The 20,175-nt window shown below is 45.7% G+C and carries 14 protein-coding genes, 1 other RNA gene and 1 pseudogene; 7 read left to right on the top strand and 9 right to left on the bottom strand.

What is annotated here, in order from left to right; genetic code table 11:
* Positions 1–94: 94 nt before the first annotated feature.
* The 5 genes from L1D44_RS15265 to zapA form a co-directional block, all read right to left on the bottom strand.
* Positions 95–1,987 (bottom strand): hypothetical protein, encoded by a 1,893-nt coding sequence (locus L1D44_RS15265; protein WP_239891967.1) that lies wholly within the window; start codon positions 1,985–1,987, stop codon positions 95–97.
* Between the two features lie 25 nt (positions 1,988–2,012).
* On the bottom strand, positions 2,013–4,475 hold the full coding sequence (locus L1D44_RS15260) for a PEGA domain-containing protein (RefSeq protein WP_239891966.1): 2,463 nt from the start codon (positions 4,473–4,475) through the stop codon (positions 2,013–2,015).
* A complete protein-coding gene (locus tag L1D44_RS15255) occupies positions 4,468–5,928 on the bottom strand; it encodes a glycerophosphodiester phosphodiesterase family protein (protein ID WP_239891963.1) in 1,461 nt (486 codons plus the stop codon). Before L1D44_RS15255 ends, L1D44_RS15260 begins: the two co-directional genes overlap by 8 nt.
* A 565-nt stretch (positions 5,929–6,493) precedes the next feature.
* Positions 6,494–6,675, bottom strand: a non-coding RNA gene (ssrS, locus tag L1D44_RS15250) — 6S RNA.
* Positions 6,676–6,757: 82 nt separating this feature from the next.
* Positions 6,758–7,078, bottom strand: a complete 321-nt coding sequence (gene zapA, locus L1D44_RS15245) for a cell division protein ZapA (RefSeq protein ID WP_239891962.1) — start codon at positions 7,076–7,078, stop codon at positions 6,758–6,760.
* Positions 7,079–7,405: 327 nt separating this feature from the next.
* Here zapA and L1D44_RS15240 point away from each other — a divergent pair, with 327 nt between their 5' ends.
* The 7 genes from L1D44_RS15240 to L1D44_RS15210 all read left to right on the top strand — a co-directional run bounded on the left by L1D44_RS15240 (position 7,406) and on the right by L1D44_RS15210 (position 17,160).
* Positions 7,406–7,981 carry a UPF0149 family protein gene (locus L1D44_RS15240; RefSeq protein WP_239891959.1) on the top strand — a complete coding sequence of 192 codons (576 nt, stop codon included), beginning with the start codon at positions 7,406–7,408 and terminating at the stop codon, positions 7,979–7,981.
* A 95-nt stretch (positions 7,982–8,076) separates the two neighbouring features.
* On the top strand, positions 8,077–9,408 hold the full coding sequence (gene ubiH, locus L1D44_RS15235; RefSeq protein ID WP_239891957.1) for a 2-octaprenyl-6-methoxyphenyl hydroxylase: 1,332 nt from the start codon (positions 8,077–8,079) through the stop codon (positions 9,406–9,408).
* Between the two features lie 68 nt (positions 9,409–9,476).
* Complete coding sequence (locus L1D44_RS15230) at positions 9,477–10,697, top strand: FAD-dependent oxidoreductase (RefSeq protein WP_239891954.1); 1,221 nt, start codon at positions 9,477–9,479, stop codon at positions 10,695–10,697.
* A 304-nt stretch (positions 10,698–11,001) separates the two neighbouring features.
* The gene (gene gcvT, locus L1D44_RS15225; protein ID WP_239891952.1) at positions 11,002–12,096 is read left to right on the top strand and encodes a glycine cleavage system aminomethyltransferase GcvT; all 1,095 of its coding nucleotides are present in this window, start codon (positions 11,002–11,004) and stop codon (positions 12,094–12,096) included.
* Between the two features lie 453 nt (positions 12,097–12,549).
* On the top strand, positions 12,550–12,939 hold the full coding sequence (gcvH, locus tag L1D44_RS15220; RefSeq protein ID WP_239891950.1) for a glycine cleavage system protein GcvH: 390 nt from the start codon (positions 12,550–12,552) through the stop codon (positions 12,937–12,939).
* Between the two features lie 240 nt (positions 12,940–13,179).
* Positions 13,180–16,068, top strand: coding sequence for an aminomethyl-transferring glycine dehydrogenase (gcvP, locus tag L1D44_RS15215; protein ID WP_239891949.1), 2,889 nt, complete (start codon positions 13,180–13,182; stop codon positions 16,066–16,068).
* A 597-nt stretch (positions 16,069–16,665) separates the two neighbouring features.
* Complete coding sequence (locus L1D44_RS15210) at positions 16,666–17,160, top strand: hypothetical protein (protein ID WP_239891947.1); 495 nt, start codon at positions 16,666–16,668, stop codon at positions 17,158–17,160.
* Positions 17,161–17,376: 216 nt separating this feature from the next.
* Here L1D44_RS15210 and L1D44_RS15205 read toward each other — a convergent pair whose 3' ends face one another.
* The 4 genes and pseudogenes from L1D44_RS15205 to L1D44_RS15190 form a co-directional block, all read right to left on the bottom strand.
* Positions 17,377–17,991, bottom strand: coding sequence for a HEPN domain-containing protein (locus tag L1D44_RS15205; protein WP_239891945.1), 615 nt, complete (start codon positions 17,989–17,991; stop codon positions 17,377–17,379).
* Positions 17,984–19,015 (bottom strand): ParA family protein, encoded by a 1,032-nt coding sequence (locus tag L1D44_RS15200; RefSeq protein ID WP_239891943.1) that lies wholly within the window; start codon positions 19,013–19,015, stop codon positions 17,984–17,986. The genes L1D44_RS15205 and L1D44_RS15200 overlap by 8 nt, the downstream gene beginning before the upstream one ends.
* A gap of 468 nt (positions 19,016–19,483) precedes the next feature.
* On the bottom strand, positions 19,484–19,789 hold the full coding sequence (locus L1D44_RS15195) for a transposase (protein ID WP_239891941.1): 306 nt from the start codon (positions 19,787–19,789) through the stop codon (positions 19,484–19,486).
* Positions 19,790–19,950: 161 nt separating this feature from the next.
* Positions 19,951–20,175: pseudogene (locus tag L1D44_RS15190) on the bottom strand (transposase); the annotation flags it as partial.

Below are 20,175 nucleotides of genomic sequence, written 5' to 3'. Positions count from 1 at the left end.
GAAATGAAAAAGCAGGCTCAAGTTAACATTGTGCCTGCTTTTTTGTTTTTAGTGCGGGATTAGCACTGACTATATCTTCTTATGAATTTAGCGGTTAACGCTCCATATTCATCGACTTAAGCAGAACAGGGCTGTTGTAGTCAGCAACCAAGGTTTTAGCGTTAAGCCAAAAACGGCGGCGGGTTAAGAAATAACTAAATAGCACTGCTAGCATGCCAATCTCAATAAAATTGTACTGAATGTACATTAATGCTGAGCCGACAATTTGGCCAAGTCCTCGTGCATAGCTTTCATCTACAGGTACCACACCGAGTGCTCCATTAAGCATGGCGATAGCAAACTGAATACCAACATATAGTGCTGCTGCGGCAATCAGACCAACTGGCTTTAAGTACCATTTTTTCGGCCAAGTAACGCCTAAGACTAATAGATATAGGCCAACAAAAATCGCGCCGCCTGCTAAGCCCTCTGAAAAGGTAGGCCCAAAGTACATAGCGGACATCGTATTGTAATATATGCTTAGGCATACATGAGGTAGCAGCAGAGTAATGCCTAATGCCAAAGCATAGGTTTTCGCTTTACCAATATTCTTCCAGTAGCAACGTTTAACCAGTTGGTAGCTAGCAATAAATAAGCCTAACGCCATGGCATAGTTAGCTAAAGGATGTACGCCAAATAAGGCAAACTCAGCACTCAATACTGCAACAACCCATTGTGGATACTCCATAATCCCCATTCTGCCAGGCGCTTCTTTAGCAAACTCAGGGAAGAACAGTGCAATCAATATCGCCAAAGTAAAGAACAGGTAGCCGTATTTGGCTAATGACATCAGCATCTTAGGGATAATTCCTTTAATGCTTTGCTTTTTAAGTTGGCCTACTAAGCTATCGTAATTGGCGCCAATAGCGTCTTTGATATCGCTAGAAACCCAGTTTTCATCGAGTAAAGCAATCTTACTCTTGGTCTCTTTGGCTTCAATTATGTCTTTAACTGCAGGTGTTGCCAGTGCTTTAACATCATCGCTTTTGCTACCAGCTCCAAGTTTTTGAGCTATTTGCCACACAGCTGGGTCGTAAATACCACCGGCATCGTGTGTACGGTATTGCTTACCGGCAAAGCACATTTTTGTGTCGATTTTATCAATCGTCGCGGTAAATTGCAGGGTAGGTAATACTGCGGTAAAGCCATACACAAAGGTGCAGCCATCAAAATCGCCTTCGACATCAATTTCACTGATATCATTAAGACAATTCACAACGTTTAGACCTGTACGTTTAACGAAATCGCCAGTCCACTCATGATAATCAGAGCTGGTGTAGTACCACTTAGTGCTGCGCTTAGCTTCCCCATCAATGGTATAGCTATAGTATAAGGTGCCACTACCAGCACAAGTGCCGCAAGTGACGTCACCACTGCCGGAGCACGTAGTGCAGGTGTGACTACCACTACCCCAACAGCTAGAGCATGACTCAGTGGTGTAAATGGTACGCTCGCTATAGCTGTCGTACTTACTGACACTGATACGGCCTCTGCCACCACAAGAAAAGCAGTTTGTTTTACCGCTACCACGACAGCTACCACATCTCACACAGCCAGTGCCGCGACAGTTACTGCAAGTGTCTCCACCTACGTAGGCACTCGGGGCTGACTGTAAGCTGGTATTTTTGATCAAGAAGTTCTCGGAAACATCGGGTCCAAGGATCTTTAAAAAACGCTCATTAAACAGTGGGTCTCGGCCGCTGACAAATTCTTCAGCTGCCTTGTGCGCATCAGCGCTCGCTTCAGATGAAGTGCCGCAGTAAATCCCCGATGGACGTCTACCACCGTGTTTATGACTGCTTACGCCAATTTCGACTCGCCAACCAAAATGGAACTTTAATTGGGCATCTTTAGGCTGTTCATCACTGAGGACTACGGGGACATTAACCCCAGTGATTTCTTCACCATTGCTTCGAATGAAATCTTGAAACTGTTGTAACTTACTCACCTGATACTTCCTATAAAATCACTGGTTAAAGTTTGATAGTAAATTGGGTTTGATCGGCTTTTAAATACACCCATTGGCGCACCGCTTGGTAGCCAGGTGCGCTGACTTTGATGTCATAGCCGCCGGGAGGCAGTTGCATGCCGGCCTTGTATTTAGGCTTAATATTCATCACCGAAACTCTGGCATTATCCACATTGGTGTTAATGGTTAATGGCAGTTTTAAGCTTGGTTTAGCGGCTGTGGCTTTAGCACTAACCCCCTCATGGTGCTCAGGCAATACGGCTAAATCGAAGCGGTCAAGCGGCGCGCTAATTCCATGGAAGCCTTGAGTCATTTTTAGGGCGTTGTCGATGGATGAACCTATAGGTTGAACTAGCGGCTGAGTGACTAACAGCCACTTTAAGGCGTAAGAGATACTGGCCGAGTCATTCTTCTCCATCTGCTCGAAGAAGTAATTCATCGCCGAGTCCTCCATGGTGTATTTGTTACCACCAATAGACAGTGGCACCACAAAAATACAAGCCAATATGGTTAAGGTGATGGCTGGTTTGACATAGGGCTTAGTCGTTTTGTCACCTTTAGGTTTAGCCTGCTTAGCTTGCACTAATTCCACTAACTTCATTGGTAGCTTAAGCACAGTAAGTAGTACTAACGCTAAACTTATCGACATTGAAATCGGAGGAATAATCGTTGCTCGCAGCGCCGACTTACCCGTTGACTCAAATACACCACCATCAGCAAATTCGGCTTGCTGGGCTTCTAAAATACTTAGGTATTCAGTGGTTTTGCGTTGAATATTTGGCTCAATAATATGTTGTTTAAATTGGCGGTTATTCCAGTCAGCCAAAGTCGGACTCACGTATAATTCACCCATGCGCTTTTCAATGCGCTGCTGAATTTCGTGGTGACGCTGGAACTGCTTCCAACTAAGGTTTGCTGGCATATCCATATTTTTAGCGCGCATGTTCTTACGCCACTCAATGTCAGCTTGCTGGCGGACTTTACTTGCCACCGCTTTGTCAAATGTTAAGCGGTCGGTAATAGACCAAGCAGTAGGTAAACTTAAGCCCTTTTGTTTAAGCTTTTTATTTACTTTAACGCTGGTGAGTTCGTGCACTCTAAACGTATGCAAAGAGTTGATACCGAGCGGATAACCGCCAGACTCTTTGATAAAGTCAGGTTCCATTTTAACCATCAACACATTCTTATAATGGTTAACGTCATTGGTGTACACCATGCGGTGATCTTTAAAGCCAGCATCGCCCCCCGTTGCCGCATCAACTGCCTGCATCGCTGTGTATAGGCCTAGGGTCATCACACCGGCAATGATTGAGTTACCCACATTTTCTGTGGTTGTGACCTCTTCACGAATAAGCCAGTCGTCTGCTGGAATATAAGGAATACTTAATTTTTCGATTTCACGGTCATAGTTCTCTTGTAAACGCTCATAACAGCTATTACGACTGTTGCCTTTTCTCTCACGGCACTCGTTACGACGTTCGAAATAGTCATAAAGTTTAGGTGCGATTTTCTGTGCTCGAGACTCAACTCGAGCTTCATAGGCCGTAACGCCTTTTTGATATTTCTCCCAGCCTTGCTTCACTTGGTTTTGAGTGTCTAACCAATACTCATCTGCGCGCTCAGGTGCGCTGTCGATTGCGCGGTTGTATTTAGCAGAGCCGTCGGCGTACTCTTGGTATTTACTACGCAGGGTTTGGCGGAAGTCGTCGTAATCTTGATAGTGGCTATCAAAGTTAGACATGGCTCTATCACGGACAAATTTCTCCATGATAATGCGCTTTTTCTGCGATAGATCATCAACCAGTTTATCGTCGGCATACACTAAGCCACCAAACACAGATAAAAAGGTTTTTTCAGTGCCGCTGTGAGCGGTATCTGGGTCGTAGTTTATGCCTTCAAACTGAATCGACTTTTCGATTAATGCACTGCGTAATACCTGTGAGATATAAGCCTGTTGGCGCTCTGCTGCAGTAGATGCATCAATGATAAATTTATCCACTAACCACTTTTGGCCAAAGAATACTGTTGGCCACACAAGTACGGCGATTAAACTGAAATAACCGAGTGCGCGGCCAACTTTCGCAACCCGCTTACCGCTTAGCAGCATATCGGCTAGCAGTAAGGTCACGCCGATACCACTAATGGTGCGGCCAAATAGCTCAACGGCGCGAAGATCTTCATGGCTAGAGTTACGTCCGCCAGCGACTTCGGTTAAAGCGGCATTGAATACCGCTTCAGGAAAAAGATAAACCACAGAGCAGATGAACATGGTCATCAGCCACCAAAATGGTTTGCCAGTTGTGGCGATTTGTTGTTCGATTTTTTGTTGCTTTTGCTCTTTAGCCGCACTTGATTGCTGCTGTTTTTGCACCTTCAGCAACTCTTTTTCCGCGGCGGCCATTTTTGTTTGCGTCGGCGCCGTTTTTAATAAGCCGGTGGCAAATGGGCTGTGCTTTTTATCAGTCATTGTTACTACTTGGTAGGGTTAAAATAATAGTTTGGCTATTGGTGGTTTCTATCTCTTCATCGACAATGGTTGGGAAACCATGTGGATTACTGCCGTGAGTCAGCTTGCTTACCTTTTTAGGTTTTGCTTTAGCGCTGGCAATCGTTTTAAGGCCCGAATTTAACGAGATGTAATAGCCTTCTTGTTGGTAGCCTAGCATCTCATCGAAGCGGTCAAAGTCAGCATCGCTTGGTAGCGAGGCGATATACTTACCCGAAGCGGTTAGCGGCTGATAGCGCTTTTTAGGCACGGCAGGGTTAAATAGCTTTTGGCAGATCTTATAAGGTGTCGTATCGACAATGACGCCATCAGGTAGTTTTGATTTAGCCAAACGCTTTAGTTGCGACTGATGATAATCGGTGCCGTTGATCGTATAGGTATACACTTTCATGCCGTAACGGTGCGCACTGTTTAGAACGCTAGTGTTTTGCATAAAACTGCGAATATCTAAGTGCAAACCAGCGTTATTACCTAGCTTGTCATTGATCTTTTTAATACCTGCAAGTGAGGCGTAGTTTTTATAGCGAGAACGATAACGTTTAGTGCCATATTTACCGGCAAACTCGATACTATTTTGGTTATCTAAGTAGTAGTCATCGTTTTGCGCGCCACGGCGTAGATCTGCAGTGACTTTATCGACACTGGTTGGGTGCGCACCTTGAACAAAGCCTAGGTAGACGCGTGGGTTAATTCCACGAAGCTTCTCCAGCATTTCAAGATCGGATGCCGAGTAGTAAAAGCCGCCCTGACCAATGGTTTGGCGCAACATATTGTCGAGCTCAACTAACTCATGACCATTAGCTTCAGACTTAATCTCTACGTTTAGCAGTTGATCATAAGAGCGATAAGCTGCAAAGGTGGTAAAGGCCTCATAGGCAGTAATGGGTCGTCTATCCAGCAATTCATTGGAGCCTTTTTGACGTAGCTTTAGCTTGGCATATTGCTTACGGTTCATGCGCTCAAGTTTGTAGCGCTCACCGGTGTAATAAACCGTTGCGCGCCCTGTTTGGCTATCATGATGGTTGACCCAAGTGCCATCCCCTAATTGCATAACATCGATTTCGACACTGTTGTAGTTATCAAATAGTGCAGCTGCGATGGCAAGGTCGCTACTTTCTGGCAAGCGAAAGTCACCACGGTGCGCCGAGATATCCAGCGGACACTGAGCAATTGACACCATTTTGATATGGCCATTATCGCTGAGGTATAAGTTGCGATCGCCTAGTGCTAATTGAATATCGACAATATCTTCGCCATCAACTTTCACATCGAAAGGCAGGTGGCTTAATGCATGGGGGATAACCTTCGCTGGTGCAGGTGGTGCCTCGGGGGTAGATTGACAACCTGAAAGTGCGAAGAGTGTAATGAGCAGCAGCGCGTAACAACGACGGGCTTTCCGTAGGTAACTTGTCATAGTCCTTAAGTTGCAAGTTATTAATTATTCGCGCTTTATACTCGAAATGAAGGCCCAATACAACGATGGCTATATGACGTTGTTTTGCACAAGCTATTGAAAATATTCGCTTTACTTTGATTTTTGTTCTAATTTTGAGCTATGCGTATTTTACATAATGTGACATGTGAATAGTGGTTATCTGTCAAAATTGCTAGCATTGTCAGTATATTGGCGAAGAAAGGTCCTAGGTACTAGGAGGAGCAAAGATGGTTCTAGGTGCTAGGAAAAGCAAAGACGGTACAAGCAAAGACGAACGGCCTGCGGCCTTGCGAACGTGACTACGTCACTTAAAGAACGCTGAGCTTACGGAAAGGCAAAGAAAGGTTCTAGGAAATGCAAAAGCAAAGACGATTAAAGCTAAGACGGAAAAGCGGTCTTGTTTCGTAGGTCGGGCTTTAGTCCGTCATGCTTTTGATTTTCCTAGTAGGGCGAAGCCCGTCCTCGAAGCGAAGCGCCCTAGAACCTTCTTTTAAACAAAAAAGCCACTCTGTCATCAACAAAGTGGCTTATTGCAAAGATTTAGATGCTCCCCAGAATACCGACCGCTGGTGTAGCCCTTGAACCGTAGGTTCAAGGCGGGTAAATGAGTACCTCCTAAGGCTTCTCGGTACGAGCCGAGCCTGCACAATGTCAGTAAAACATTCACCCTGGGTTTGTAAGTATCGGCACAGGGACATTACCAGCTAGCGAATATCCCAGGGAGCAAAACTTGTGTTCGTAAACCAGTCGGGTGACCTAAATGGGCTTACGATAAATCTGTTAAAGGCTGCTGATTAAGCAAGCTCTATTATAACGAATTTTCGTCGGGTTTTGTAGCGCGTTCAACGAGCGCATCTTCAAGTGTCGACTGTAGCAAACCGATTTTATTATCCATCTGCCTAATATAATCTTGATTCTTTTGCTGTTCTTCTAACAGCTCATAGCCGATATTTAACGCTGCCATAATGGCGATTTCTTCACGGCTAATATTGTTAGTACGCGCTTTAAGCGAGCTTAACTGCTTTTCAAGGTTGCTGGCCACATGCCTAAGCGCAGCCTCTTGTCCTTGTGGACAAGCAATAGAGTAGGTACGACCCAAAAGGGTTATGTCAATCGCCTTGCTACTCATCCCGAGAAGAATCCTTAAACCGTGCACTTGAGCGGACTATATCGGTCTACATAGCAAAGTGCAACACGATCGGCGTGCAAACTGGCACTGTTTAGATTAATTGTTGTTTAGATCGCCATTGGCGTATAAACATAAACCACTTTGTACTAATAAAGTAATTAAGCGCTAACTAAACTGTTAACCTTTGGCTAATTGAGCGAGCTTAGGGATTGCTGCTTTTGTGGCTAAGCCCGCAAACTTTTACCGACTTTATCGAGTCGACTCTTGGTCGAAACCCCCACTTCTGCTAGCATGAAGCGAGTATATTTTGTGATTGGATAACACCTTATGGCTAGCCTACCTACATTGCGCATAGATAAGTTACTTGCAGCACTCAACGCCGCTGAGATTGGTCAGCACCCTGTCGAAGTTCATGGCGCACTCGTTGGGCTCATTTGTGGTGGGGTAGAGCAAAACGCCTCGGGTTGGACTCAACCGCTACTTGAGCTGATGAACGACGGTCAGGCACTACCTAAAGAGCTGCAAGCGCTGATTGAGGAGCTGTATCAAGATGCGGTTACCCGTCTATCAGATACTGACTTTGGCTTTAGCCCTATGCTACCGCAAGAGGAAGAATCACTGCCTAAGCGCGTTGAAGCGCTATCCTTATGGGTACAAAGCTTCCTTACGGGCATCGCGATTATTCAGCCTAAACTTAACGAAGCATCATTGGATGTGCGTGAGGTGATCCAAGACTTGTCTGAGATCGCTCAGGTGGAGTTTGACGTTGCCGAAGACGAAGAGTCAGAGGCGGCGCTGATTGAGTTGATGGAGTTCACTCGCATGGCGGCGCTGATGTGTTACGCCGAGTTCGGCCCAGCCGTCGATGACAACGAACCAATCGATGTGGGCGTGCTTCACTAACTCGTTGATAACTAAATACCGCCATCGCCTTTAGGCATGGCGGTTTTTGTATCAGTAATACCTAAATTTATTTTGTTGTTGAGTTCATAGATCCCATGGTTAATCCTAACGAATGCGCTGGCCTTGCAACTACCGCTGAGGTTAATGAAGTTGATATCGCCATTGTTGGTGGTGCGATGGCGGGGGCGACTTTAGCCCTAGGACTGGCCCAGCTTGTACAAAAGCAGGTCGAGGAGCTTAATTTAGCGACTAGCAAGAGCTCACTTCCCCTCAAGATCGCTCTTATCGAGACCCATAAGCCAAGCAATGAGCATCCAGGCTTCGATGCCCGCTCCATCGCTATCTCCCATGGCTCGATCTTTCAGCTACAGCAGCTAGGTCTTTGGCAACAGCTTGAGTCGTTAGCAACACCCATTAGCAATATCCATGTTTCTGACCGCGGCCACTTTGGCATGACTGAGCTTAACAGCGAGTCATTCCATCTACCGTATCTCGGCCAAGTGGTCGAGCTTGAAGCTGTGGGCAACAAGTTGTTTGGCCTGCTAGAAAAAAGTGATATTGCGCTTTATTGCCCCAATAAGTTGCAAAGCATCGAGGCGGGTAGGGACTCACAACTGTTGACCCTCGAAGATGGCCAGCAGATTGCCGCTAAGCTAGTGGTTGCCGCCGATGGGGTTAACTCTAAGGTGCGCCAAGCCTTTAAGCAGCCATTAGAGCAGGTTGATTTTGGCCAGAGCGCAATTATCGCCAACATTCACACCGAGCAGCCCCATGACGGTTGGGCCTATGAGCGCTTTACTCAAACGGGGCCACTGGCACTACTGCCAATGGCCGACAGTAACGGTGAGTCGCGCCTCTCTTTAGTGTGGGCACTACCGCCCGATGAAGCCGAGCAGCTACTAACGGCACCAAAGGGTGAATTTATCGACAAGCTGCAACAGGCCTTTGGCTACCGAGCCGGGCGCTTTATCGATATCGGTAACCGCTTTAGTTACCCGCTATTACTGTCGTATATGCCGCGGCCTATCTATCATCGCACCGTGTTTTTAGGCAATGCGGCGCAAACTCTGCACCCGATTGCAGGCCAAGGTTTTAACTTAGGTCTGCGTGATGTTATGTGCCTGATAGATGTGATCCAGCAACAGCTAGCAAAATCGCAACTAAGTGAGCAAGCGCTTACTAACGCTGGTAACGAACCACATTCGGCCGTTGACGTGGGGAGCGCAGCATTAACCCATGCCTATCTTGAGCGCCGTAAGGCCGATAGGCAAGGCACCATGAACAATATCGAATTCTTAGTTCGCGGGTTTTCCAATGACTATTGGCCGCTGGTGATTGGCCGAAATCTCGGGCTGCGGCTACTCTCTTGGTTCCCGCCGTTAAAGACGCCAGTGGCGCAAAAGGCGATGGGCTGGGTAAAAAGTTAGCATTCAGTAAGCTGCTAGCCACATAATTCAATTATAGAAATAAGCCGTTTTTTGAGTAAGGGTAGAAGATGTTAAGCACACAAACTTATGATGTCGCAATTGTTGGTGGGGGCATGGTTGGCCTCGCAACGGCTATTGGTTTAGCGATGGAAGGCATTAAAGTGGTGGTGATCGATGCGGGTCAAACCCAAGCGGTATCGGGTGCGCCAAAGCTCAGGGTCAGCGCCATCAACAAGGCCAGCCAACAGCTTATTACAAACTTAGGCGCTTGGCCGTACTTGGCTGCATCGAGAGTGAGTCCTTACCAAAAGATGCAGGTCTGGGATAAAGACAGCCTAGGCAAAATTGATTTCGACGCCCACTCATTGAGTGAAACTCACCTAGGTTCGATTATTGAGAACGACGCCATCGCCTTTGCACTGGCCGAACGCGCAGGTGAGTTTAGCGAGTTAACCTATATTGAAAATCAGCGCCTAGAGCGTATCGCCTTTGGCGAGCGTGAGGCTTGGTTAACCTTAGACAACGGCGATAGCTTAAGTGCTGCGCTGGTGGTCGCCGCCGACGGCGCTAACTCTTGGGTGCGCGAGCAGTGCAAAATTCCAATGACCTTTTGGGATTACAACCATCACGCCATCGTTGCGACCATTCGCACCGAGCTTCCCCATGGTAGCACCGCAAGGCAAGTGTTCGACAGCGAAGGACCACTGGCCTTCCTGCCGCTATATGAAAGAGATCTCTGCTCAATCGTCTGGTCGGTGTCACCAGAGAAAGCAGACGAGCTACTGGCATTAGATAAGATAGGCTTCGAGCGCGCATTAACCGCGGCTTTCGATGGTCGCCTCGGTATGTGTAGTCTTGAGAGTGAACGTCAGTCGTTCCCGCTACGCATGCGTTATGCCCGCCATTTTGCTCAGTCACGTTTAGTGCTAGCAGGCGATGCGGCGCACACCATTCACCCACTTGCAGGACAGGGGGTTAACCTAGGTTTTCTCGACGCCGCCAGCATAGTCGAAGTGGTTAGTGAGCTTAAACATCAGGGCAAAGATATTGGTGATTACCGTAATCTGCGCGACCTCGAACGCTGGCGTAAGGCCGAAGCGTTAGAGATGATCACCGCGATGGAAGGCTTTAAACGACTCTTCCAAGGCAGTAATCCACTTAAAAAGGCCATACGCGATCTGGGGTTAAATATCGTCGATAATTTTGCGCCATTGAAAACACTGTTTATTCAACAGGCGCTAGGTAACAAGAGCAACCTGCCTAAGTTGTGTCGGCGGAGTGAAAATTAACAATTAGTACTCATTAGTTAAGTCTAAATAAGCCTTTAATTTCATGCGTTTGTTAGCACGGCTAAGGTTTGCGATCTTTTTGTGTGAAAAATTTACAAATTGATAATGAGAAAAACTAATGACAAAACTGTTCGGATTAGAAAATTCTTTTGTATACAAAGTAGCGTCTCAAGGTATAATTTCGCCGCATTTTAATACCACGACATGAATCTGGTGCCAGTAGCTTACGTGAGTACCCTACACAGTACCTTTATAAAGTGCTGGGATCAGTCGAAGACTAGAAGACCCCAAAGAAGGGATAAAAATGGCTAACAAAACTGTACTTTTTAACAAGCATCTAGAATCGAACGGCAAGATGGTAGACTTCCATGGTTGGGATATGCCACTTAACTACGGTTCACAAATCGAAGAACATCACGCAGTGCGCCAAGACGCCGGTATGTTCGACGTGTCTCACATGACTGTTGTCGATGTGATTGGTGATGACGCTTGTGCCTTTTTACGCAAACTGCTAGCCAACGACGTCGCTAAGCTTAAAGTCCCAGGTAAGGCCCTATACGGCGGCATGCTTGACCATAACGGCGGCGTGATCGACGACCTTATCACCTATTACCTATCAGATACCGAATACCGCATTGTTGTTAACTCAGCAACCCGTGAAAAAGACCTAGCTTGGATCAACGAGCAAGTTAAAGGCTTCAGCGTTGAAGTAACCGAGCGTCCTGAGCTGGCGATGATCGCCGTTCAAGGTCCAAATGCCAAGGCAAAAGCGGCCACCGTATTTAACGCCGAGCAAAATGCTGCAGTAGAAGGCATGAAGCCATTCTTCGGCGTGCAATCAGGCTCGCTATTTATCGCAACTACAGGTTACACAGGTGAAACTGGCTATGAAGTTATCGTGCCAGAAGCAGAGGCCGAAGCATTGTGGCAAGCCTTCCTTGAAGCCGGTATCCGTCCATGTGGCCTAGGTGCACGCGACACCCTACGCCTAGAAGCGGGCATGAACCTTTACGGCCTAGATATGGACGAAAGCGTTAACCCATTGGCTGCGAACATGGGGTGGACGGTAGCATGGGAGCCAGCGGATCGTGACTTTAACGGTCGCCAAGCACTAGAGAAGATTAAAGCCGAAGGTACCGACAAGCTAGTTGGCCTTGTCATGGATGCAAAAGGCGTTATCCGTCACGGCATGTCAGTATTCTTTACCGACAGTGATGGCGTTGAGCAGCAAGGCACCATTACCAGTGGCACATTCTCGCCTACACTAGGTTACTCAATCGCTATGGCTCGCGTACCACGTAGCATTGGTGATGTGGCTGAAGTTGAGATGCGTAAGAAGCGTGTACCGGTTAAAGTCATCGCACCGTCATTTGTGCGCAATGGTAAACAAGCATTCTAATTTTTCTGGGTTAATGCTGGTGATTTGAATCTACTTTGTTGTCGCCAGTGCTCATTGATACTTATCAACTGCGCGCTGGCTCCTAAAACTAGAATCAAATTCCTGCGCCTTAACCTCAGAAAATGGTTTGTGATGTGCCGATTATTAAAGGCGAATATAAAACTTATTCGCTTTATCAAGATAGAGTTAACTATTGGTTGAGTTGAAGAACTCGACCAATAAATAGAGCAAAATTGACGATTTCATCTATTTTTAGCTAACGCTTAAATAAAGCGTAAAACAGATAGATTTGCGCGCTTGAACAAGATCAATGTGGCAAACGTCAAAAACTAGATGAAATCGCTGCACTTATGATGTAAAAATGGTGCAAAAATTGATATAAGCCTTAATAGGCAAGTCAGTGTAACGTCTTATTAAATACAGAATTAGAACATCGAATAAGGATTTAGACCAATGAGCAATATCCCAGCTGAACTTAAATATGCTTCTTCTCACGAGTGGATCCGTAAAGAAGAAGACGGTAGCTACACAGTCGGTATCAGTGAGCACGCTCAAGAGCTTTTGGGTGACATGGTGTTCGTTGAGTTGCCAGAAGTGGGCGACGACGTTAGCGCTGGTGAAGACTGCGCAGTTGCAGAGTCTGTAAAAGCAGCATCAGACATCTACGCACCACTTTCAGGCGAAGTGATTGCCGTTAACGAAGCACTGGAAGATTCTCCAGAGCTAGTCAACAGCGATGCATTCGGTGACGGTTGGTTCTTCCGCGTAATGCCTACAGACCTTGCTGAACTAGACAACTTGCTTGATGCCGAAGGTTATCAAGCAGTTATCGACGAAGAATAAGCGTCGATGATTGACAAAGCCCCAACTCATCGCTGATTGGGGCTTTGTTCGTTATATGGCTTATGTCCCTGTATTTTCTCGGGGCATTAAGGCAGTAATGACAGGAAAAGCTGGCTGAAAAAATGGCTGAAATAGACAAGCCAAGCCCAGTCCAAAAATAATAACCATTCTAAAACTAAAGAGACCCGTAGCACCGCCCCCCTACAGGCAGGATACAGGCACATAGGAACTAGGTTACTCATGACCAAAGAAACCCTGACACAATTAGAGCAGCACGAATCATTTATTCGTCGTCACATTGGCCCTGAAAGCACACAACAGCAAGAGATGCTGAACTTTGTTGGCGCTGAGTCGTTAGAAGATCTAACCCAGCAGATCGTGCCGGGTTCGATTCGCCTTAATCGTGACTTAGCCGTAGGCACTGCCTGTGGTGAAGCCGAAGGTACCGCTTATATTCGCGAAATTGCAGATAAAAATAAGGTGTTTAAAAGCTATATCGGTATGGGTTACTACGGTACTGACGTACCAAGCGTTATCCAGCGTAATGTATTTGAAAACCCTGGTTGGTACACGGCATACACGCCATACCAGCCTGAGATCGCTCAGGGCCGCCTAGAAGCTATCCTTAACTTCCAGCAAGTGTCTATGGACTTAACTGGGCTAGACCTAGCTTCTGCATCACTGCTCGATGAAGCCACCGCCGCAGCGGAAGCGATGGCACTGGCTAAGCGTGTTTCTAAAGCCAAAAAAGCCAACATCTTCTTTGTTGCAGACGACGTGTTCCCACAAACTATCGACGTAGTTAAAACCCGCGCCGAGTGTTTTGGTTTTGAGGTTATCGTTGGCCCTGCGGCAGATGCCGTAAACTACGAGCTATTTGGCGCATTATTCCAGTACACCAACCGCTTTGGTGAAATTAGCGATCACAGCGCACTGTTTGGCGAGCTAAAAGCCAAGAAAGCCGTCGTCAGTGTTGCCGCAGACATCATGTCACTTGTGCTACTTAAGTCGCCAGGTTCAATGGGTGCCGATGTGGTCTTTGGTAACTCACAACGCTTCGGTGTGCCAATGGGCTTTGGTGGTCCGCACGCCGCATTCTTTGTGACGCGTGACGAGTACAAGCGTTCGCTACCAGGCCGTATTATTGGTGTATCACAAGATACACGCGGTAACCGCGCACTGCGTATGGCAATGCAGACTCGTGAGCAGCATATCCGCCGCGAAAAAGCTAACTCAAACATCTGTACTGCACAGGTGCTACTGGCCAACATGGCATCGTTCTATGCGGTATTCCACGGCCCACAAGGTCTAAAGACGATTGCATCACGCATCAACCGTCTAACTGACATTCTAGCGGCAGGTCTTACAGCTAAAGGTCTTGAGCTAGTTAACAGCACTTGGTTTGACACCATTACCGTTAAAGGCGGTGATGTAGCAGCCATTAATGCACGTGCACTAGCTGCACAAATCAACCTGCGTATCGATACTGATGGTAGCTTTGGTATCAGCCTTGACGAAACCACGACTCGTAGCGACGTTGCCCAGCTATTTGACGTTATTTTAGGTGAAGGACACGGCCAAGATGTTGCCACGCTTGATGAGCAGATCATCAATGCTGGTAGTCAGTCTATTCCAGCAGACTTGGTACGTACTGATGCTATCTTGACTCATCCAACGTTCAACAACTATCACAGCGAAACTGAGATGATGCGCTATATCAAGCGCTTAGAGAAAAAAGATTTGGCGTTAAACCACTCTATGATCTCGCTTGGTTCGTGCACCATGAAGCTCAACGCGGCAACAGAGATGATGCCAGTGAGCTGGGCTGAGTTTGGCAACATGCACCCATTCTGCCCACTCGATCAAGCTGAAGGTTACACTCAGTTAATTGAAGAGCTGTCGGCATGGTTAGTTGAAATCACCGGTTACGACGCCGTTTGTATGCAACCAAACTCGGGCGCACAGGGTGAGTACGCAGGTCTATTAGCGATTAAGAAGTATCACGAGTCTCGCGGTGATGCTCACAGAAATATCTGTCTGATCCCACAATCGGCTCACGGTACTAACCCTGCTTCTGCCCAGCTTGCTGGTATGAAGATTGTTGTTACCGCTTGTGACAAGGCGGGTAACGTCGATATGGAAGATCTTAAGGCCAAAGCAGCTGAAGTTGCCGACAACCTATCTTGCATCATGATCACTTACCCATCGACTCACGGTGTGTATGAAGAAACCGTTAGCGAGATCTGTGACATCATTCATCAGCATGGTGGTCAGGTTTACCTCGATGGTGCCAACATGAACGCACAGGTAGGCTTAACAACTCCAGGCTCAATTGGTGCTGACGTATCGCACCTTAACCTACACAAGACCTTTGCCATTCCACATGGCGGCGGTGGTCCAGGTATGGGCCCAATCGGTGTTAAGTCACACCTAGCGCCATTTGTTGCGGGTCACTCTGTGGTTAAGCATGGTCGTGAGTCAGACAATAACGGTGCACTTTCTGCAGCGCCATATGGCAGCGCAAGCATCTTGCCAATCACTTGGATGTACATCAAGTTACTGGGCTTCCAAGGTCTTCGTCAGTCGACTCAGGTAGCACTGCTTAATGCCAACTACGTGATGAAGAAGCTGTCTACACACTACCCAGTGCTATACACAGGCCGTAATGACCGTGTGGCGCATGAGTGCATCATCGACCTACGTCCGCTTAAAGAAGCCTCTGGCGTTACTGAGATGGACATCGCTAAGCGTCTAAACGACTATGGTTTCCACGCGCCAACCATGAGCTTCCCTGTTGCGGGAACCTTAATGATTGAGCCAACGGAATCTGAGTCTAAGGTTGAGCTAGACAGATTCATCGAAGCTATGGTCTCTATTCGCGGTGAAATCGCCAAGGTAGAGTCAGGCGAGTGGCCAGCGGACAATAACCCGCTACACAATGCACCGCATACCATGGCCGACATTATGGACCCAGCGTTTGATTCACGTCCTTACAGCCGTGAAGTGGCCGTGTTCCCGACGGCAGCGGTTAAGGCGAATAAGTTCTGGCCAACGGTTAATCGTATTGATGATGTGTTTGGTGACCGTAATCTATTCTGCGCGTGTGTGCCAATGAGTGACTACGAGTAATTTGTAATGGCTACTTAGCCTCGATAATACGGCTTCAGCCTCAGGTTTTTACTGCTCATTGACTGGAGTCAACTCCGCGGCAAAAACCATCGGCTTCATTGTCTTATCATCGGCAGTAACGCCATTACGGAAAACGCACCCTTAGTGGTGCGTTTTTTATTGGGGTTTTTATGGCCTACGGCCACTAAAGTCGTGAAAGATTCCGAGAAGAAGTTGGTGTTTTATGTAAGTCTGTATTGATAGTTAGCTTTAGCGGTCTAATTAAAAACTCAAATGCTGATAGTTTGTGCTTTTCTTACCCTGTGTAGATGCGGCCGTGACCGTCCATGACATGGACGTCATGGCCGAGCCTCCACGGATGGACTTGTAGCGTGTCAAGGAAGTATCTGCACATACGCTTGCCGCAGGCAATTGGAACCAAAAAATGCTATAGGAGCGAAATATTCTTAAGATAAACTGGAATCACCTTTCGCTGGTTGCAACCAATAGCGTTAGCCAGCAGAATCAGCTTTATAGCGCTTGAATTAAACCACTTGAATTAAACCACTTGAATTAAACCACTTGATTTAAACCAAAGTAGAGTGACGGTAAATACCGATGACCAATATTGATATAGAAGAACAACTTCCTATTACGATTAGTGCCGATAGTGGCTTTTCTAGTTCGCTTAAGCCGTTATTGCTTGAGCTGGAAATGTGGATCAACTTTCAAGCCTTAAAGGCGGATTGGTATGGTGATGAAGCCTGTATCTTGGCTTTCGATTTTACCTTGGTTAGAACGTTAGAAGAGAAAGGGCTGGCTTTTAGTGAAGAGAGTGAAAAGGGCGCAGCGGCTGGTAAAACGAGAGTTGGGAGCGCTGCGGCCGTTAGTGATAAGAGAAGTGGAAGCGCTGCGGCCGCTAGTAGTAAAAAGTGGATAGTCGAAGAGGGTTATGCCTATTGCTATGACAGCACTAGCTTAAACACCAAGGCTTTTATTGCAGTTGCTGACTTGCTTGAGGCTGGTGTGGGGATTGAGCAGGCGATCAAGGGGCGGTTGGTGAGTGTGGTTAACTCTATAGGTAAGCAGCATGGATTGGTGTGTTTGGAGTGAGTGGTTTTGGTAGTTTGGAATTGAAAAAGCGAACTGGATAGTTCGCTTTTTTGTTGGGAAATAGAGAGTATTACTCGTACTCTATTTATTCCTACCCTACTAATTGATAGAGGTTGTTATCCCTAGCCCTAGAAGTACGATGATTAGAGCTGACTATAGACCCCCATGGTTAAAAGCAATCGTAGACATCAATGGTTAATACTAAAGGAGCCAATTTTATTTCACCAGTTGGTATATAGCATTTCCACAACTCTCTATGAAATCAATTATCTCAATTACTTCAGAGCTGGTAATATCTTGCTTTTGCATAGATGCTGGACTTAAATCGGCCTCATGCACAATCATATTTCGCCTGTCCGCAATAAGCTTAAGCTGAGTTTTAACTTCCTTGTGGTCTTTGGTACTACCCATTTGAGTAGTAATCTTTTGCCACTTCTGTTTCTCATCCCAAATATAACTCAGACCATCAGAAACCTTACTGGGGTCCTGATAAGAAAAGACCTTTAATTTTTGGAAAACAGCTTGTTCAAAGTAATGTACTGCAGGTGGAATGGATGCTGTACTCATTTGCTGAATCACACTCATTGGAAATACTTCATTTATGTATTTTGGCGTTTGAGTACGCAAACCTTCATAACTTTGAACTAAACCTACTCGAATTAAATCATGGATTAGCTTGTCGAATGCACTTACAGCATAAACGATTTGCGATCTAAGCAGATCATCGACTGAAAATGGGACTTTCACTTCACTGCTCAAATAGTTATAAATATCAGAGATGGCTCTTGCTTCTTTGATATTTTGCTCAAACGTATTCTTTGAATTAAGCATAATTGATCAATTCATCTACTTTTTCTGAAATATCTTCAAATTGAGCGTTAAAACGGTCACGTTTTGTTGTTAACTGCTCAAGAACTGTACCAACCTCTTTAATTTCACTATTCTCAAGCTCGAAAACAGGAACTCCTGCAGCGTAAGACTTTGGCAATAAACCTTGGAAATCGGGAATTTCACCTAAACAATAATGAGATTCGACAAAGTCTGCTCCATATTGGTCTGAAGTTAGTGTCATCCCAGACTTTTGAATCTTGCAAAATAACTTATCTGAAATGGTTTCTTTGATCTCTGTAATGTTATCTCTGAAAGGAGCTGCAGCTTTACCTTTTCGGATATTAAACCGTTGAATTAAACAACCTAAGAATTTAGGAGTCCCTTCTAGCATCGGGTACGCCGAATCTTCAAATAAAGGGCTGGAAGTATTCTTCCAAGCCATCCACCTAGGCAAAACATTCGTTAATGTGTCTAAAGCCATAATAGAGAACGGATCAGGGTTGGTTGGTAGAATGAATCCATGTGAGGATAGGAATAGATTTTGGTTGATAGAGCTTAAACTCGGGTTCAAATCAATAATGGTCACATCAATATCATACTTTTCTTCAGTGAGTTTTAATAGCTCTGAAAAAGCACCTGGCAAATTTTGGAGAGTTGAAAGTGCGTTGTTAGATGTTTGCGCAAATGTCAAAGCTGCATCATATTCTGACAAGTTTGCATGCCCTGCTAACAAGTAAAGGTTGCCGGCACGTTCTGGAGAATAGCAATCAATAGGTACAATAGGTGATGGCTTTGCATCGAATGCTGCTGAAACACCATCTTTAATATTTTGGTTTTTAGTACTGCCGTTGGTGTAATATGACTCGAAATCATCCCCCAAAATAAGGTTTGAAAGGTTACATTGAGGATCCGCATCTACAACTAAAACGCGCTTTTTTTTAGCAAGCATCCATCCGAGATTATAGACTGATGTTGTTTTGCTAACTCCACCTTTATGGTTAAACACTACTATTCTTTTACTCATTATCATTAATTCCCATATGACCTCAGAGTTGCATCATAATCTATTATTGATTTTCTTCCAACTATCTGAATTTATTTATTAACTTAAATAATAACTAAGAAAACTAACCAACCATAGACCCCCATTGTAAATGGCATGTTTGCTGGCCTCCTACCAGCGTAAGGATTGCTGAAGTAGGAGGGACATCTCTGCTGGGATAAGTGGGGTCAGAGTAAACTTTATTCTGGTTGCTTAGGAGGCCGCCCCATTTTCTGTGGTCTCATGTTTGTGTTTGTTAGTTTTTCAATTTCATCTTTAAATTTATCATTTCCGATTGCCATGCCTTTGTGGGTTGCTTGTCGAATATCCTCAATCATTTTTGTATCTAGGTGATGTTTAAACAGGGCTCGATAACATGTTTGTCGGGTTTTATCGTTAGGATGAATAGCAAGGTAAGCTGGGTGAGGATAAGTGGGGTCAGAGTAAACTTTATTCTGGTTGCTTAGGAGGCCGCCCCATTTTCTGTGGTCTCATGTTTGTGTTTGTTAGTTTTTCAATTTCATCTTTAAATTTATCATTTCCGATTGCCATGCCTTTGTGGGTTGCTTGTCGAATATCCTCAATCATTTTTGTATCTAGGTGATGTTTAAACAGGGCTCGATAACATGTTTGTCGGGTTTTATCGTTAGGATGAATAGCAAGGTAAGCTGGGTGAGGCGTACATAGTGCGGAAGCTTTGCCTAAGGCGTTGACTTGGTAACTAGACCATTGATATTTACAAGGATCATCAACCATATTTGCTCTAACTGGATTGAGCTCTATATAGCGATATAGTTGCAGTAGATAGTCTTCAGCTTGTACTAAGCAAGACTTATATCGCCCCTCCCATAGTGTTCCAGAGCGTTTATAAGTGTAATTAAAGTATCTTACGAGGATAAGTGGGGTCAGAGTAAACTTTATTCTGGTTGCTTAGGAGGCCGCCCCATTTTCTGTGGTCTCATGTTTGTGTTTGTTAGTTTTTCAATTTCATCTTTAAATTTATCATTTCCGATTGCCATGCCTTTGTGGGTTGCTTGTCGAATATCCTCAATCATTTTTGTATCTAGGTGATGTTTAAACAGGGCTCGATAACATGTTTGTCGGGTTTTATCGTTAGGATGAATAGCAAGGTAAGCTGGGTG

The sequence above is a fragment of the Shewanella sp. Isolate13 genome (assembly GCF_022398325.1).
Classification (GTDB): Bacteria; Pseudomonadota; Gammaproteobacteria; order Enterobacterales; family Shewanellaceae; genus Shewanella.
Note: the sequence above shows the minus strand (reverse complement) of the source record. Positions and strands in the feature narration are given on the sequence as shown.

Excerpts from the sequence above, each read along its gene's own strand:
- L1D44_RS15260 (WP_239891966.1), bottom strand. The coding sequence starts at position 4,475 with ATGACTGATAAAAAGCACAGCCCATTTGCCACCGGCTTATTAAAAACG.
- L1D44_RS15255 (WP_239891963.1), bottom strand. The coding sequence starts at position 5,928 with ATGACAAGTTACCTACGGAAAGCCCGTCGTTGTTACGCGCTGCTGCTC.
- zapA (WP_239891962.1), bottom strand. The coding sequence starts at position 7,078 with ATGAGTAGCAAGGCGATTGACATAACCCTTTTGGGTCGTACCTACTCT.
- L1D44_RS15240 (WP_239891959.1), top strand. The coding sequence starts at position 7,406 with ATGGCTAGCCTACCTACATTGCGCATAGATAAGTTACTTGCAGCACTC.
- ubiH (WP_239891957.1), top strand. The coding sequence starts at position 8,077 with ATGGTTAATCCTAACGAATGCGCTGGCCTTGCAACTACCGCTGAGGTT.
- L1D44_RS15230 (WP_239891954.1), top strand. The coding sequence starts at position 9,477 with ATGTTAAGCACACAAACTTATGATGTCGCAATTGTTGGTGGGGGCATG.
- gcvT (WP_239891952.1), top strand. The coding sequence starts at position 11,002 with ATGGCTAACAAAACTGTACTTTTTAACAAGCATCTAGAATCGAACGGC.
- gcvH (WP_239891950.1), top strand. The coding sequence starts at position 12,550 with ATGAGCAATATCCCAGCTGAACTTAAATATGCTTCTTCTCACGAGTGG.
- gcvP (WP_239891949.1), top strand. The coding sequence starts at position 13,180 with ATGACCAAAGAAACCCTGACACAATTAGAGCAGCACGAATCATTTATT.
- L1D44_RS15210 (WP_239891947.1), top strand. The coding sequence starts at position 16,666 with ATGACCAATATTGATATAGAAGAACAACTTCCTATTACGATTAGTGCC.
- L1D44_RS15205 (WP_239891945.1), bottom strand. The coding sequence starts at position 17,991 with ATGCTTAATTCAAAGAATACGTTTGAGCAAAATATCAAAGAAGCAAGA.
- L1D44_RS15200 (WP_239891943.1), bottom strand. The coding sequence starts at position 19,015 with ATGAGTAAAAGAATAGTAGTGTTTAACCATAAAGGTGGAGTTAGCAAA.
- L1D44_RS15195 (WP_239891941.1), bottom strand. The coding sequence starts at position 19,789 with ATGGTTGATGATCCTTGTAAATATCAATGGTCTAGTTACCAAGTCAAC.